Annotated in this window: 7 protein-coding genes; all 7 read left to right on the plus strand. The window is 46.0% G+C overall.

Annotated features, from left to right (window positions below; genetic code table 11):
- The first annotated feature begins 12 nt into the window (after positions 1 to 12).
- The 7 genes from K4H96_RS05400 to K4H96_RS05430 all read left to right on the plus strand — a co-directional run bounded on the left by K4H96_RS05400 (position 13) and on the right by K4H96_RS05430 (position 16,731).
- The gene (locus K4H96_RS05400) at positions 13 to 2,508 is read left to right on the plus strand and encodes a PEP/pyruvate-binding domain-containing protein (RefSeq protein WP_223336777.1); all 2,496 of its coding nucleotides are present in this window, start codon (positions 13 to 15) and stop codon (positions 2,506 to 2,508) included.
- Positions 2,495 to 3,127: a CDP-alcohol phosphatidyltransferase family protein gene (locus tag K4H96_RS05405; protein ID WP_223336778.1), complete on the plus strand. Its 633-nt coding sequence runs from the start codon at positions 2,495 to 2,497 to the stop codon at positions 3,125 to 3,127. The genes K4H96_RS05400 and K4H96_RS05405 overlap by 14 nt, the downstream gene beginning before the upstream one ends.
- The gene (locus K4H96_RS05410; protein ID WP_223336779.1) at positions 3,120 to 3,992 is read left to right on the plus strand and encodes a phosphatidylserine decarboxylase; all 873 of its coding nucleotides are present in this window, start codon (positions 3,120 to 3,122) and stop codon (positions 3,990 to 3,992) included. The genes K4H96_RS05405 and K4H96_RS05410 overlap by 8 nt, the downstream gene beginning before the upstream one ends.
- Positions 3,977 to 4,876 (plus strand): UbiA family prenyltransferase, encoded by a 900-nt coding sequence (locus K4H96_RS05415; protein WP_048779623.1) that lies wholly within the window; start codon positions 3,977 to 3,979, stop codon positions 4,874 to 4,876. The genes K4H96_RS05410 and K4H96_RS05415 overlap by 16 nt, the downstream gene beginning before the upstream one ends.
- Positions 4,876 to 7,359 carry a phosphoenolpyruvate synthase gene (locus tag K4H96_RS05420; protein WP_223336780.1) on the plus strand — a complete coding sequence of 828 codons (2,484 nt, stop codon included), beginning with the start codon at positions 4,876 to 4,878 and terminating at the stop codon, positions 7,357 to 7,359. Before K4H96_RS05415 ends, K4H96_RS05420 begins: the two co-directional genes overlap by 1 nt.
- Positions 7,346 to 8,419, plus strand: a complete 1,074-nt coding sequence (locus K4H96_RS05425; RefSeq protein ID WP_223336781.1) for a hypothetical protein — start codon at positions 7,346 to 7,348, stop codon at positions 8,417 to 8,419. The genes K4H96_RS05420 and K4H96_RS05425 overlap by 14 nt, the downstream gene beginning before the upstream one ends.
- A 212-nt stretch (positions 8,420 to 8,631) precedes the next feature.
- Complete coding sequence (locus tag K4H96_RS05430; RefSeq protein WP_223336782.1) at positions 8,632 to 16,731, plus strand: SIALI-17 repeat-containing surface protein; 8,100 nt, start codon at positions 8,632 to 8,634, stop codon at positions 16,729 to 16,731.
- Positions 16,732 to 16,861: the final 130 nt, after the last annotated feature.

Here is a 16,861-nt window from a genome sequence, read left to right on the forward strand (position 1 = left end):
TGGGAGTATTTGATGAAAGAACTATGGCTGGAAAAAGAGCCTTCGGTCGTCTATGGCGGTAAAATCAATCAGTTAATCAACCTCTGTCAGCTGGGGCTTTCGGTTCCTAATGGTTTGATTTTGTCTGCGGACCAAGTAATGGATTGGCTAAGCGCAGCTCTGCCAGAATACTCAAAAGAGGGACTTAAAGAATTAATCGAACTGGGTAAGGAGGAAATTGCGGAGCGTTTGCAGCAGTATCCCTTGGAGCCAGCTTGGCTACAGCAGTTAGCAGCCTTTTGTCAGGAAAATCAAGCTTATATTGTTCGCAGTAGTGCCCTTTTAGAAGATGGACTGAACATGTCATTTGCTGGTCAATATGACTCGATTGGCAATTGCCGGACACTGTCAGAAATTGAGCAGGGTATTCGTTCATGTCTGCTTTCCCTCTTTAATCCAGAAGCCTTGGCTTACTGGCAGCGCCAGAGTTTGCCTGAGCAGAATTTTGCCATGGCAGTGCTGATTCAGGAGCAGATTGAGCCTGACTTCAGCGGTGTCTGCTTTTCCTTAGACGTAGCGACTAATCAGGACCAGACCATGCTGTTGGAGTACGTAAAAGGCTCGGCTGAGAGCTTGGTTAGCGGTCAAGTCAATCCTGAGCAGCTGACTCTTGCTTGGTACAAGCCGGACTGGCTCCAGTTTGAAAAGGCTGAAATCTCTCTGGCAGTCTTGCAGAAGCTGCATGCGCAGGTTTTGCAGATTGTGGCGTATTTTGGTCGGCCGATGGATATTGAGTGGTGTGCCGTACAAGAGCAGGTCTATCTGCTTCAGGCTCGGCCCATCACGACAGTACCAACTAAAATCGACATTGGTCGCTGGACGACGGCGAATTTTCGGGATGGAGGCGTGGCGGCTCAGCCCTGTCCCAACCTGATGTGGAGCCTTTACCGCCATTCTTGGCAAGAGGCCCTTTCTAGCTTTTTGCTGACAATTGGCTTAGAGCCTGAAGGTGTGATGCCGCCGCTGATGCACCTGCATTATGCTCGGCCTTTCTGGAACTTAGGCTTAGTCAAGCAAGGTATGGAGCAGATTCCGGGCTACATTGAGCGAGACTTTGATGATGAGCTGGGAGTCAATAAAGACTACCAAGGACAAGGTTTTACTAGTAAATTAAGTCCAGCCTTGCTCTTAAATTTCCTGCGGGTCGCTTTGAAAACGCAAAAAGTAACTAAGACTTTTCTGCATCAGGCGCCAGACAAGCTGCAAGAGCTGCGCCAGCAATTTAACCGCTTGAATCAAGAAATACGAGAACTGAACGACCAAAGCCCGCTGCAGCAGGTCGAGAGTCTTTGGCAGTTAGTGCTAAATCAGGTTTATTTAGACAGTGAGGGAACTTATTTCTGGCAGGCCTACATCAATACGGTCCAGCTGTCCATGAAAAAGACCAGTCTCCTCAAATGGCTGACGGTCGATGAATTTTTCCAATTGATAGCTAAGTTAGGAAATGTTTCGCATACCAAGCCTTTGGCTCGAATGCTGGAAGCTGCGGATTTTGTTTTGGAAGATGAGAAACTGACAGACGATTGGTTGAAGCTATCGGTGGAAGAGTTGCAGGGACTGGCAGCACAATATCCTGAGCGAGCAGATTTCATCAAGGTTCAGGATTTCCAAAAGGACTTTGGCTATCACTCGGCTCGAGAGCTGGACTTGCGAGTAGCGAGTTACGAAGAAGATGCTCATCAGGTTATGTCAGCAATCCAGCAGTTGGTTGCTGATTCAGCTTACTACCAGGCGGCCAAAGCTTCGCTCAATCCTGTCTCTGAGTCTGAGCTGGATCTTGCCTATCTATCTCGAGCTAAGCAGAAAAAGATAGAAAAAATCAGTCAAGACTTGCGGAACTTGCTCTGGTGGCGGGAGGAGTTCAAGGATATTTCCACGCGCTATTACCACCTCATTCGTCAGATTAGCCTCAAACTCGGCCGAGCCTATGAAAAGCGAGGCTTTCTGAAAGATTCTCAAGATGTTTTTTACATTAAGAAAGAAAGCCTGACTGACTTTATGAAAGGGCAAAAGACTGCAGACCAGCTTCAAGAAGAGGCGGCAGATAATCAGCATTATTGCCAGGCTTATAGGAATTTTGAGCCAGTGGGTGATTTGACCGACAAAGAGATGAGCTTGAAAGAGGTGACTCGTGACAGTCGGACCCTGCTGACGGGGATGCCAGCCAGCAGCGGTCAGGTAACCGGTCGGGTTCGAGTTCTCTTGGATTTGGCTGATATTGAGACGATTGAACCGGGAGAAATTCTTGTCACTCGCTATACAGATACGGGTTGGAGCTATGTTTTCGGTATTCTAGGCGGTCTTGTGACAGAGTACGGTGGAGTTCTCTGCCATGCCTCCATTGTCGCTCGGGAATGCGGGATTCCAGCTCTGGTCTGCGCTAAGAATGCAACTCAGCTGCTAAAAACTGGCATGTTGGTTACTTTAGATGGAAGAAGAGGGGAAATAAGAATCCATGAAGAAGAATGAACCTTTGTTTATCGGTGAATACGACAAATCTGTAATCCTAACCTATATGGGCGCTGCTTTTGCACTTTTGGCAGTCTATGCCATCATTCAGTCCCAGCTGCGGCTAGCCATGATGGCCTTTATCGTTAGCGGTATCTGTGACCTCTTTGACGGTGTGGTGGCTCGACGGATGAAGCGGACTGAAAGTCAGAAGCGCTTCGGCATTGAGATTGATTCGCTCTGCGACATGATTAGCTTTGCGGCTCTTCCTGCGGTGCTTCTCATGACTCAGCTGCCCTTGGGAGCGGCCAATATCATCTTGGCTGTTCTCTATGTCTTAGCTGCAGTTACGCGCTTGGCTCATTTTAATCGCTTGGCCAAGCATGATGAAGGATCTGGCTCTTATTTTATCGGCTTGCCCGTGACTTACAGCGCCCTATTTTTTCCTCTGACCTATCTGGTCTGTCAATGGCTGGCGCCTGGTTTCTTTGCTTGGGCGTGGCTGGGCTTGTCTCTTTTGTTGCCCTTCCTATTTGTCTACAACTGCCGAATTCCCAAGCCCAATAAGCTGGCCTACCTAGTCTTTGCGATTTTAGCTGTTGCTAGCTTGATTGGTCTGGGGTTTCTCTCATATGGTTAAGGTCTATCAGAGAAGGACTGGTCAAGTACTGGAACCGACAGAATACAAGGCGGGTCTGTTAGACAAGCTTTATGGTACTGCTTGGGGCCGCATCTTGTTGCCTTTCTTGACCCGACCTAGCATGTCTTATCTTCTGACTTTGAAAGACTATACTGCATTTTCTCGAAAGAAAATAGCAGCTTTTGTTGAAAGTTATCAGCTGGATCTAGCTGACTATGAAGATGGCCCCTATTCTAGCTTCGCGGCTTTCTTTCAGCGGAGAATCAAGCCCGCTCTGCGTCCGGTCTGTCCTGACGGTCAAGTACTGGCTGTGGCGGATGCTAAGCTGGAGGCTTTTACCATCAGTCAGGACTTGCAGCTGACAATTAAGGGGCAGACATACAGGCTAGCTGAGTTACTGTTGGATGATGACTTAGCTCAGCTGTTCACTGGCGGAACAGCGCTAGTTTATCGTTTGGGAGTGGAAGACCTGCACCGCTATTTGGCTGCTGAATCCGGCAGAATTACCCAAAGACGAAAAATCAAGGGCCGCCTGCATACGGTCCGGCAGGTAGCCCAGAAGTGGCGCTTGATTTACAAGGAAAATAAAAGAGAATACTATCTTTTAGATACCGACCTAGGACCTGTGCTGCAGATGGAAGTAGGGGCTCTCTTGGTCGGAAGAATATACAATCACAGTCAGGACCATTTGGTCAGGGGACAGGAGAAGGGCTGCTTTGGTCTGGGTGGCTCAACCATTCTTGTCCTCTATCCAGCAGGCACGATTCGCATGGATCGGGATATCCTGACTTACTCAGACCTCGGAATAGAAACCCAGATTCAAATGGGTGAAAAGATTGGAGAAAAGCTATGTTTAAACGATTAGCTGTTTATTATAAGGAAATGTTTCCTCTGCTGCCGCGCTTTTTTGTGGCTGCCATCATGTTTTTTGAGATTTATTTTGTTCTTCTTCTTAATGACGGAGTAACCACCTTTCACTTTGACCATCAGGAGTTAATCGGAATTTTTACGATTTTTGTCTTTCTGATGATTCTGCGGATTGCGGATGATTTCAAGGACTACGAGACCGACAGACGGCTCTTTCCTCATCGGGCTCTGCCATCTGGCCGAGTGAAAAAGAAGGACCTGGCTATTGCCCTCAGCTTTATCGTAGCTGTGTCTGTGCTTCTCAACATCCTCTTTATGAACAATATCGGCTGGTTTCTCTTTCTCTATATCTACGGAACCCTCATGTCCTTCTGGTTCTTCAAGAGAGACAAGATTCAAAATTCTCTGCCTCTGGCTCTAGTGACCCATAATCCGGTCATGATGATTTTGAATCTCTATACTATCTCTTTTGTTTGCTACAAGTACAATCTGCCTCTCTTGTCCTTGCCGACCGTTTTGCTGGCCTTTACCATGTATTTCCCAAGTCTGATCTGGGAAGTCTGCCGCAAGATTCGGGCGCCAAAAGACGAGACAGAGTATGTGACTTATTCTATGCTTTTTGGCTACAAAAAAGCCACTCGCTTTATCGAGGTGGTGACTCTGCTGGATATCTTGACCAATTTCGCCCTCCTCTGGAATATTTCCCATGTCGGAGTGGTGGTCTTGGTGCTGAATGTCATCTGGATGACTGTCCAGTTTGAGCAGTTTATCAAGGATCCAACTCGTTTTAATATCAGGGAGCGGGTGGAGCGCTATACCTATATCACGGAGACGACCATGGTTCTTTCCGTTGCTGTTTATCTCTTGATGGGAGTACTTTGATGAAAAGGATCAAGCAGACAGGGCTTGACCAGGTCGGAGGCAAGGCCTATCATTTGCTGAAAATGCAGGCTGCTGGTTTGCCTGTTCCTGACTTTGCAGTGTTTGCTTTTGACTTTTTTCAAAAACCTGCTAGCTCTGCTGACTTGGAGCGGATGGAAGCAGCCTATCGGTCTGGAGAGTTGGACTTGTCCCAACTCAGTCAGCAACTGAAGGACTGGGCTAAAGAGCGGTTTGCGCAGGAAGATCTGACAGCAGCAGAAAACTGGATTCGGCAGGAGTTTTCTCAGACAGACTGTCGTTTTGCGGTTCGCTCATCAGCAACCATTGAGGATGGGAAGGCCTCCTCCTTTGCCGGTCAGTTTGAGAGCCAGCTCAATGTCAGTCCAGAAGGGCTTAAAGAAGCCATCCAAGCGACCTTGCTTTCTCTTTATCAGGAGTCAGCTCTTAGTTATCTATTTGAGCAGGGACTATCCTTGAAGCAGGCACAGATGATTTGTATTATCCAGGTCATGCAGGAGGGAGACTTGTCAGGGATTTATTTCACAGCTAATCCCAAGGGCATTCTGAACGAGCACATCATTGTCATCGGTCGGGGCTTGGGCAATAAGGTTGTTGAGGATAGGATTCCTACAACCATGGTGACCCTCCATCCCAAGGACCAGCTCTTTTATACAGAGCAGACGAAGGACTCACCAGACTTATCACAGGAACAACTCGAGGAGTTACAGGCCTTGGCTAGTCAGGTGAGTCAGCTTTTCGGACCTTATATGGATATGGAGTTCACCTTCGCAAATGGCCAGCTCTATCTCTTGCAGGCTCGACCTATTACCACCTTGCCAGAGGGACAGCGGATTATTCTGGATAACAGCAACATTGTCGAGAGCTATCCGGGTGTTTCCAGTCCTCTGACCATTAGCTTTATTCAAGAGGCTTATGCCAGCATTTTCCGAAGTCTGGCCCAGCGCTTGGTTGGCAAGGATGCCCCTGAGTTGGCTTCCTATGAAGCCACTTTTCAAAATATGCTGCAGCCGGTCAACAGCCGAGTCTATTACCAAATTCAGAGCTGGTATCAGCTCTTGCAGCTTCTGCCTTTTTCTAAGAAAATCATCCCTATCTGGCAGGATATGCTGGGAGTACGAGAGACAGAGGTGCCTCAGATGCCGGTGCACCTGTCTGCTTTCAAACGCCTGCAAATCATGCTTCGTATCATCCGAGAGTTTTGGACAGCGCCCAGGCAAATGCGGCAATTAGAAGAACAGTTTGCCCAGATTCAGCGCGAATATGAAGCGAGCTTTTCTCCCCATGCAGATGCGGAGACATTGATTACCTTGGTCAGCAAGCTAAAAGAGGACATTCTGGCTCACTGGGACATTACGCTAGTCAATGACCTCTATGCTTTTGTCTATACTGGACTCCTGAAGAAGTCGCGTCGTGGCGGGGCTGTTCAGGCTGAGATTGCGGGAATTGAGCAGATTGAAAGTATGAGGCCGGCTTTGGCACTGCAGGATTTAACAGCTCAGCTCAAAGCAGAAGAAAATGCAGCGATTAGACAGGCTATGGCAAGTGAGAGTCCAGCAGTCTTTCTAAGTCGCCAGCATCCTTTGGTTCAAGAAATAGTCCATTTTATCCATGAATTTGGTGATCGGGCTCCGGAAGAGTTGAAGTTAGAAACCCCAACCTTTCGAACGCACCCAGAGCGTCTGCTCAAGCTCCTGCTGCAAATGTGCCAGCAAGAGGAGAAGAGGCTGGCTCCTCAGAAACTTGAAGAAGAGGAGCAAAAATCAAGCTGGTGGACGAATTTTCTCCGCAAGCGAGCCATGACTGGTGTTAAATATCGGGAAAGCTCCCGCTTAAACCGCACACGGATCTATGGCATGATGCGGCAGATTTTCAGAACGCTTGGTCAGCAATTAGCCGAGCAAGGGCTGCTGGCTACGCCTGACGATGTTTTTTACCTGACAAAGGAAGAGTTGTTTGAGCTTACCAGCAAGCCCAGAGATGTTAGTGGCTTGATAGCCGATCGTCGGGAGAAGTTGGAGGCTGATAAAGAACTACCAACCTTTAGTCGCTATGTTTTTGCTGGGCAGGTCTTTGAGAAATACCTGAAATCGCAAAACCGTACCAGCAGTCATAATACGGGCAATCAAGCCTTACAAGGGATTGGCTGTTCACCTGGCTACGTTAAGGCTCAGGTTTTGGTCGTGGAAGATGTGCAGGAGATTGAGTCTGCTCAAGACCGGATTATCGTGACCAAGATGACCGATCCGGGCTGGGTCTATCTTCTGACCCAAGCCAAGGGTGTCATTGCTGAGCAGGGGTCTTTGCTCTCGCACACGGCCATTATTTCCCGCGAGTTGGGTATTCCTTCGATTGTCAATGTCAGAGGTGCCTGCAGCCAGCTACAAAACGGTGATTGGATTGAGATGGATGGCCTTACTGGCAAGATTCGACTGATCAAGGAGGAAGACCATGCTGGAAATTAAACCAGTCAAACCTAATACTGCAGAGCTGGACGATTTTCTAGCCCTGCCCAAGCGGATTTACCAGCCAGACCATCTCATGCAGTCGGAGGAGGAAGAGCTGGCCTTGATTGAGGGCAGTCACCCGCTGAGTTCGGACTTAGAAACCTATGCCTTTATTGGCTATGTGGACAGTCGGCCTTGTATTCGAGGACTTCTGACCTTCTATCCAGGTGATGAGGCTGCTTACTTGGGATTTTTCGAGTCGATCAATGAGCAACAGATTGCATCTGCTTTTATCGAGCATTTAGCAGGTTTTGCTCGCAGTCTCGGAGCTAGCAGGATTATAGGTCCCGTACAGGCAAGTTTTTGGCTGGGCTATCGAATGCAGCTGACTGGAACAGAGGAGCTTCCTTTTACTGGAGAACCTCATAATCCAGCCTATTATCCCCAGCTGTGGCAGGCTGCAGGTTTTGAGCTCAAGGAGCGCTATCTGTCCAATTTTTATCCCAAGGTCAGCAATCAAACTCATCAGGATAAGCTGGCTCATCGCTTTGATTCTTTTGAAAAAGCAGGTTTCACCATTTGCTCTCCAAAGAAGCAGGAGTGGGAAAAAGCCTCGCTGCAGGTTTTTGAGCTTCTCAATCGCCTCTATCAAGATTTTCCGATTTATCGGTCTATTTCCAGTCAGCAGTTCAGTCAGATTTTTCAAAAATACCAGTATATTCTTGATTTTTCCATGGTTAAGCTGGCCTATAAGGAGGACAAGCTTGCTGGTTTTCTGATTGCCATGCCGGACTACGGCTCTCTGGTTTATCAAAAACTGACTCCTTTCAACCTAGCCAAGCTTTTTTGGACCAAGCGTTTTACCAAACGTTATACGATTATGTATCTAGGAGTAGATGAGCAATTCTTGGGGTTGGGCTCTGCCTTGGCCTATCCGATTTTTAAAGAAGCACAGAAGCGACAGGCTTCAGCTATCGGTGCCTTGATTCATCAAAAAACCGTCACGCGCCACTATGCGGCAGAATTGCAAGGGGACAAGCATGAGTACGGCCTCTTTGAGTTGGATTTGAACTCCTGACCAACAAAATAAATCACACTTTAAAAAACAGATTTTCTATCCGAAGATTTGTTTTTTTATTTTTTTAGTTAAAAATGAACACTATTTTCAGGTTGTTCAGAAATCAAAAGATTTCAGTCTTCAAAGATATATTTTTAAGCAAAAGCATTGAATTTTTGTAGGAAATTCTGTAAAATTTTAAGAGATTATTATATGGAGAAAAGGGAATTATTATGGAAAAAAGAATCACTGGTGATACGCTCCAGCGCTATTCTTTTAGAAAGTTATCAGTAGGATTGGTTTCCGCCACTATCGGAAGCTTCTTTTTGAGTACCGCAATAGGGGGAAATATAAGTACGGTTGAGGCTGCAGAAGTCTCAGCCGGCAAAACCGTTCCAGTTCAGTATCACTACGTAGTAGAGTCTGAACTGACTGAAGCTGAGAAGAATGCAGTTGTTAAGGAGCTTCCAAAGTTTGTGGAAGAAAACTCTGATGCTTATTACTTGGTTTATCGTCCAAAGACTCAGGGGCTTTCGGCAAAAAATCTGCCAAAGACGGGCTACTCAAGTCTGTGGGAAGCAACTTTTGCAGCTGCTGGACTGACTTTAGCAGTCTTAGTAATTGCACGAGGTAGAAATGGCAAGCGATACCTGTCTTCTATTTTGCTGGTGACGGGTCTAGGCTCTATTCTCCTAGCTCCTTCTGTATTTGCAGTGACCAATATTGAATTAGCCGCCTACAATCAAAGGCTGAATTTGACAGTGGGAGATAAGCTGCCTGAACCTTTAGAGATTGCTGGTTTTGAGTATGTCGGCTATCTGAAAAGCGGTGAACAAGGCAAGGAAAACACAGCAGGAAGTCATCAGCTTCCTACGGCACAAAAGGACTTGTCAGCTGTCGAAGTCGATCAACAGGCAGGTAAATCTGCTAGTCTTTCTGGGAATCAGGATACTGCCAACAATCCGGTATCTACTGAAACAGAGAAACTGACAGAGCAAGAAAAAGAGATTATTGCTGCCAAAGAACGAGAATTTGCTCGGCTTTCTCCAGTCACTGAAGTACCAGAACTCGAATTCAAGAGCCAGGAAAGCAGCCAAACCCAAGTTCTGCCTTATCAAACAGAATACCAATATTCAAATGAGCTCGCAGAGGGGCAATCTCAGGTCATTCGCGCAGGCGTCGCTGGTACACGTACTGTTGTCACTCGCAATTATATTGCAGGTAAAGAAATTGTAAAAAGCGAAGTGATTTCAGATCAGGTAACTGCAGAGCCAGTTTCGGAAATTGTGTTGGTCGGAACTGCTGCAGTAAAATCTGTACCAAATGAAGCACCAGTGCATCAAGTCCCAGAATTGACGACCTATGGCACGACGCCCGATACAGGACCCGTAAATGAAGTTCCAAAATTGACGACCTATGGCACGACGCCCGATACAGCGCCAGTACAAGAAGTCCCAGAGTTGACAACCTATGGCACTGCACCAGATACCGCACCTGTAAATGAAGTCCCAGAATTGACGACCTATGGCACAACACCAGATACTGCACCGGTTCAAGAAGTGCCTGAGCTAACGACTTATGGCACTGCACCAGACACCGCTCCTGTAAATGAAGTCCCAGAATTGACGACCTATGGCACAACGCCAGATACTGCACCGGTTCAAGAAGTGCCTGAGCTAACGACTTATGGCACTGCACCAGACACCGCTCCAGTACAAGAAGTTCCGGAACTAACAACTTATGGTACAGCACCAGATGACGCACCCGTTCATCAAGCCCAAGAATTAGAACTGACTGCGACAGATGAAACAAGAAGAGAAAAGATAGATTTTTCTGTTGAAGAACAGTATACTGATGAGATTCCAGAAGGCAGTCGCCAAATTGTCACACCAGGTGTTCAGGGCGAGCGGGCGATTACCACTCGTATCTATACCTCGAATGGCCAAGAGGTTGACCGCCAAGTTTTATCGGATGAAGAAATTCTTGCAGCAGTCACTCAGATTATTAAGGTCGGTACAAGTAAGTCAAGCCTGATTCCGGCTGACGCACAAAAGGTTGAAGAACTACCAGAATACCCGCTAACTTACACCGACGAAACGCGTGTTGAGAAAATTCCTTTCAATATTGAAGAACAATACACTGATGAATTGCCACAGGACGCCCGTCAAATTGCGACTCCAGGTGTTGAGGGTGAGCGGACGATTAAGACTCGTGTCTACAGCTCCAACGGTCAAGAAGTTGACCGCCAAGAGCTGTCCAATGAAGAAACCTTGGCTCCAGTAACGCAAGTTGTTAAAGTCGGAACTGCTAAGCCAACCATGGTACCAGGTGATGCACCAAAAGCAGAGGCTTTACCAGAATATCAGCTGACATACGCCGACGAAACTAGAGTTGAAAAAATCAATTTCATTATTCGTGAAGAAGAAACGGACGAACTTGTTCGAGATGCCCGTCAAATCACAACTCCAGGTGTGCAAGGTGAGCGAACAATCAAGACCCGTGTCTACAGTTCTAACGGTCAAGAAATCGACCGCCAAGAGCTTTCTAACGAGGAAACATTGGCTCCAGTAACGCAAGTCGTCAAAGTTGGCACGGCTAAGCCGCACATGGTACCAGGTAATGCACCAAAAGTAGATACTTTACCAGAGTACCCGCTGACTTACACCGACGAAACCCGAGTGGAGAAAATTAATTTCACCATTCGTGAAGAAGAAACGGACGAACTTGTTCGAGAAGCCCGTCAAATCGCAACTCCGGGAGTTCAAGGTGAACGCACTATCAAGACCCGCGTCTATAGTTCCAACGGTCAAGAAATTGATCGTCAAGAGCTTTCCAATGAAGAAACTCTAGCTCCAGTAACGCAAGTCGTCAAAGTCGGAACTGCTAAGCCAAATATGGTACCGAGTGATGCACCAAAAGCAGACGCTTTGCCAGAGTACCAGTTGACTTATGCCGATGAAACTCGCGTAGAGAAAATCGCCTTCAATATTGAAGAGCAATATACGGATGAATTACCACAAGATGCTCGTCAAATCGCTATTCCAGGTGTTCAAGGTGAACGCACTATCAAGACTCGTGTCTACAGCTCCAACGGTCAAGAAATTGATCGTCAAGAACTATCTAATGAAGAGACTCTAGCGCCAGTAACACAAATTGTTAAAGTTGGTACCGCTAAGCCGAACATGGTACCAGGTGATGCACCAAAAGCAGATGCTTTGCCGGAGTATCCACTGACTTACACGGACGAAACGCGTGTAGAGAAAATCAACTTCACAATTCGTGAAGAAGAAACGGACGAATTGGTTCGTGATGCCCGTCAAATTGCCGCTCCGGGTGTGCAAGGCGAGCGAACCATCAAGACCCGCGTCTACAGCTCTAACGGTCAAGAAATTGATCGTCAAGAGCTATCCAATGAAGAAACCTTGGCTCCGGTAACGCAAGTTGTCAAAGTTGGTACGGCTAAGCCAACCATGGTACCAAGTGAAGCTCCGAAAGTAGAAGCTCTGCCAGAATATCCGTTGACTTACACGGACGAAACCCGAGTGGAGAAAATTAACTTCACCATTCGTGAAGAAGAGACAGACGAACTTGTTCGTGATGTCCGTCAGATTGTGACTCCTGGCGTTCAGGGCGAGCGCACCATCAAGACTCGTGTCTACAGCTCCAACGGCCAAGAAATCGACCGCCAAGAGCTTTCGAATGAGGAAACTCTAGCTCCAGTAACGCAAGTTGTTAAAGTTGGTACAGCTAAGCCGCATATGGTACCGAACGATGCGCCAAAAGCAGAGGTTTTAGAAGAGTTCGATTTAATTCCACTGCATAATCTATTAGCAGAAGCGGATCAGATTAAAGCTCAGGCACGTTATTTCAACGATAGTCAGAGCCATCAATCTAGCTATGATGCTGCTTTGACAGCAGGTCAAGCGCTTCTAAGTCAATCAAACGCTAGCCAAGCAGAAGTTAACCAACTGGTGGAACAAATCAACCAAGCCAAGGCTCAGTTAAGCGGTCTTGAGGTTGTCAAAACGGCTCTTCAAAACGAGTACGATTTAAATCCAACTGTTAAAACAACTGCTAAATATAAAAATGCGGATTCAGATAAGCAGACAGCTTATACTGACGAATTGACAAAGGCAGAAGGAGTTCTGAATAATCAAACTGCTACACAAGTGCAGGTTAACCAAGCTTTTGCTAGTCTGACAGCAGCCAAAGAAGCTCTAAATGGAGTGCCTAAAGTCAAGCCTACGGTTTCCATTCTAAGTCTGACAGAAAATGCGGACGATAAGTCGGTTACAGTCCAATATAGATTAGAAGACCAGACCCAGTCCTTCCGTTCAGCAACTGCAGAATTGTACCAGGGTGATCAGCTTGTCCGCACTCTTCCGATTACCAATTTCGCAGGAAGTCTGAAGATTGGCGACTTAGACTACTACACAGGCTATAGCCTGAAAACCAAGCTGACTTATGAACTGGATAATGGCAGCTTCACAGGCCTTGAAACGGACAGCCGCAATTTTGAATTGGAATACAAGAAGATTGCCTTCCGAGATATTGATTCGGCAGAGTTTTACAGAAAAGAAAACGACCAGTTTAAGCGCGTCGTGTCCATGAACTCTATGCCTACGGATCTGTCAAACTACTTCGTCAAAGTCAAATCAAGTGAATCTAAGGAAATGCTCCTGCCAGTTCACAGCATAGCGGAAAGTCATAAGGATGGCAGGGATGTCTATAAGGTGACAGTCTCTCTGCCTGAGCTGGTACAAGAAGGTGAGGCAGGCTATAAGTCTGGCTATGACTTCTATATCAGTAAGGCAGTCCCTAGCCAGCAAAATGTCTACACCAGCTTTGCTGGTTTGATAGACGCCATGAAGCAAAATATGGCTGGTAACTATGTTCTGGGAGCAGATTTGGATGCTAGCGAAGTTAGTCTGGCACCTGCGGACTATGTCTACCTCAAAGGGAACTTCACAGGCAGTCTGACAGGTAACCATAATGGCAAGCAGTACGCGATTTATAATCTAGCCAAGCCTTTATTTGAAAACCTCAAGAGTGGTTCTTCTGTTTCTAATCTGGACCTGAAAGAGGTCAATATTGTAGGCACCTATGACTCAGCTGCCCTGGCTCGCAATGCAGAAAATGCTCGAATCACAGATGTTTCAGTCCAAGGTAGAGTAGAAGTAAAAGAAAATGCTTCACAGGTAGCAGGTTTGGTCGTTATTGCTAACAATACGCAAATTACCAATAGCTCCTTTACTGGAACTATCGTGTCAAATGATAAACAGGGCAAAGAATACAATGTCGGTGGTTTGGTTGCCAATCTTAAGGGAGGAAACTCCTTGATTAGTCAAAGCAGGGCAGATGTGACCATTCTAGCAGGTGCTAGAGCCAACAACCAACGCTTCGGTGGTCTGGTTGGCCGTTTAGAAAACAATGCCCGCATCAGCCGTTCTTATGTAGCTGGAAAAATTAAAAACTCTACTAAGAACGGTCAGATTGGCGGGGTAGTAGGTTCCAATTACTTCAATGGCTTGATTGATAATGTCATCAGCAATGTCAGCGGTACAAATGTCTACAGTATTTCAGGCGACCAGGGATATGAAAACAACCGTATCACAGAAGCTTATGCCGTTGAAGGAAATAAAACACTGGAAAATGACAAGTTTGTCACTTCAACACTGACTCTGAACGAGGCAGAAGAGAAGCTAGCTAGTTTAGACATTACGACCACTCTAGAAGACACGAATCTCAATATTTATTCTGTCAACTATGCCCAGGAAAAGAATGCTCGAGAAGACCGTCTGATAGCTTATGCTAACATGGAAAAACTCCTTCCATTCTACAATAAGGAGACCATTGTTGCCTATGGAAATAAACTTCCAGATAATCAAAAGCTTAATACGGAGTACTTGCTGGATGTTGTTCCAATGAAGGGTGACCAGATTATCACTGATATCAATAGCAACAAGACCGGAATTAACCGCTTGATGCTGCACTTTGAGGATAATACGGTTGAATATCTGGATCTGACCTATAAGGGAGATTTCAAATATAAGGCAATTGCAGAATACAGTGTAAATGGCTTAGATCTCCTTTATACTCCAGAGGCTTTCCTATCAGACTACAGCAGGGTTCTCAATCAAGTGCTGCCAGAGTTGAACAAGGTTGTCCTTGACTCACCGGCTATGCGAACTGTTTTAGGCGTGAATGCTGACACTTCTCTGGATGATCTCTATCTGGATACAGCCTTTGACCAAGTCAAGACCAAGCTGTCAGAAGAGTTGCGCAAAGTTCTGGCTATGGACAAGTCCATCAATACTGAAGGCGATGTCGTGGCTGACTATGTAGCTCAGAAGATTACAGCCAATAAGGAAGCCTTCCTACTGGGTCTAACTTATCTCAACCGTTGGTATAATATCAACTATGACAATATCAATGTTAAGGATTTGTCGGCCTATAAGTTTGACTTCTTTGGAAATCATAATGCTTCAACCTTAGATACCATTATTTCACTTGGTAAGTCAGGCATGAACAATCTTAAAGCTAAGAACAACTATATGGCTTATGATGCCTCGCTTTCTGAAGCGACTGGTAAGCGTGGACTCTTTAACTATCTAGAAGGTTATCGTCAGCTCTTCCTTCCGGACAAGAGCAACAATGAATGGCTCAAGACCAATACAAAAGCCTATATCGTTGAGGCTAAGTCGGATGTGCCAGAAGCTAGACAGCTTCAGGATGGAGCCGAGGACAAGAGCAAGTATTCTGTCGGCGTTTATGACAAGATTACTGCAGATAACTGGGAACACAAGGGCATGCTTCTGCCGCTCTTGACCATGACTGAGAAGGGCGTCTATGCTATCTCCAATATGTCTACCATCTCCATGGGGGCTTATGACCGTTATCGCCTTGATGTCAATGGCAGGGTTCGGACAGATGCAGAGCTAGCTGAATTTGTTGAAGACCGAGTGAGAAAAACAGCTGAATACCAGCGCGATCACTATGACTTCTGGTATAAGATTCTAAGCGATGAAAGCAAGGACAAGCTCTTCCGTTCTGTTCTGGTTTACGATGGATTCTCATTGGTTGACAAGAATGGTCAAAAATATTGGGCTCCAGCTAATGACAAAAAATCACTGGCTATGCAGGAATTCTTTGGACCAGCCGGCAAGTGGTATCCTAGCAAGGGCTATAATGCCTATGCTACAGGAAGTGTAACCCACTTTGATGCAGCTAAATTGTTAGAAGACTATGGTAACTCTGTCTATACGCATGAGATGACCCATAATTCTGACGGTGGTATCTACTTTGAGGGCAATGGCCGCCGCGAAGGTCTGGGAGCTGAGCTTTATGCTCGCGGTCTCTTGCAGTCCACTCCAAGTGCAGACGAAGCTACCATTACTCTCAATACCCTCTTCAAGGTGGACAAGGACTCTAAGACGCGTCTACACACATATAACTTCAAGGAACGCGTTCAAAATGCAGAAGACCTACAACACTATGTCCATGGTATGTTTGACATGATATACACGCTAGATTACCTAGAAGGTACCTCTATGCTTAAGCAGAGTGATGACGCTAAGCTTCAGTGGTTCAGGAAGATGGAGAATTACTATATTACAGATAAGTATGGTAAGGAAACCCATGCCGGTAACCAGACGCGAAGCTTTACTGCTGAGGAAATCAAGCAGCTGAAGACTTTTGACTCCCTGATTGAAAATGATGTTATCACTCGTCGGGAGAACAAGGATAGTGGAAAATATGGTCGAAATGGCTACCTCAGTCTCAGCCTCTTCTCACCAATCTACTCAGCTTTAAGCAATCCAAATGGAGCGCCGGGTGACGTCATGTTCCGCCGTACAGCCTATGAGTTACTAGCTGCCAAGGGTTACCATGAAGGATTTATCCCTTATGTTTCTGGTAAGTACTCTAAGGAAGCCTTTGATGAAGGTAAGAAAACGTGGGATGGATGGTCCGGAAGAGATGTTGGTCTCGTAACTGACCAGAAAGTCTTGGAAAATGTATTCAAAGGCGAATATGATTCATGGGTAGCCTTCAAGAAAGCTATGTACCAAGAGCGGATTGATCAGCTGACCAAGCTTAAACCAATCACTATTGAGTACGAGCTTAAAAATCCAAACAGTACTAAGAAAGTAACCATTCATTCTTATGAAGAGATGCAGAAGCTAATGGACGAAGCAGTGGCAGAGGATGTACGAAACATTACCAATGCAACTAGCCGTGTAGATGCTAGCTGGGTCAATCTGCTTAAGAAAAAGATTTACAATGCTTATATTCGTGAGACAGACGACTTCAGACAGTCAATCTTTAATAAGTAAGCGGCAAAATGTTTTTCAGAAATACATTTAAAAATATCTAGACTAAAAAAGTCTAGGTATTTTTTCTGCCATTTATTTCTAATATATCAATAATAATCCATCCAAGTCTGAATAAATCCATTTTTTGTGA

It is taken from the genome of Streptococcus sanguinis, from assembly GCF_020729765.1.
Lineage (GTDB): Bacteria > Bacillota > Bacilli > Lactobacillales > Streptococcaceae > Streptococcus > Streptococcus sanguinis_Q.

What these genes read in the sequence shown, in the direction of transcription:
- K4H96_RS05415 (WP_048779623.1), top strand. Translation starts at nt 3,977, where the DNA reads ATGTTTAAACGATTAGCTGTTTATTATAAGGAAATGTTTCCTCTGCTG.
- K4H96_RS05400 (WP_223336777.1), top strand. Translation starts at nt 13, where the DNA reads ATGAAAGAACTATGGCTGGAAAAAGAGCCTTCGGTCGTCTATGGCGGT.
- K4H96_RS05430 (WP_223336782.1), top strand. Translation starts at nt 8,632, where the DNA reads ATGGAAAAAAGAATCACTGGTGATACGCTCCAGCGCTATTCTTTTAGA.
- K4H96_RS05410 (WP_223336779.1), top strand. Translation starts at nt 3,120, where the DNA reads ATGGTTAAGGTCTATCAGAGAAGGACTGGTCAAGTACTGGAACCGACA.
- K4H96_RS05420 (WP_223336780.1), top strand. Translation starts at nt 4,876, where the DNA reads ATGAAAAGGATCAAGCAGACAGGGCTTGACCAGGTCGGAGGCAAGGCC.
- K4H96_RS05405 (WP_223336778.1), top strand. Translation starts at nt 2,495, where the DNA reads ATGAAGAAGAATGAACCTTTGTTTATCGGTGAATACGACAAATCTGTA.
- K4H96_RS05425 (WP_223336781.1), top strand. Translation starts at nt 7,346, where the DNA reads ATGCTGGAAATTAAACCAGTCAAACCTAATACTGCAGAGCTGGACGAT.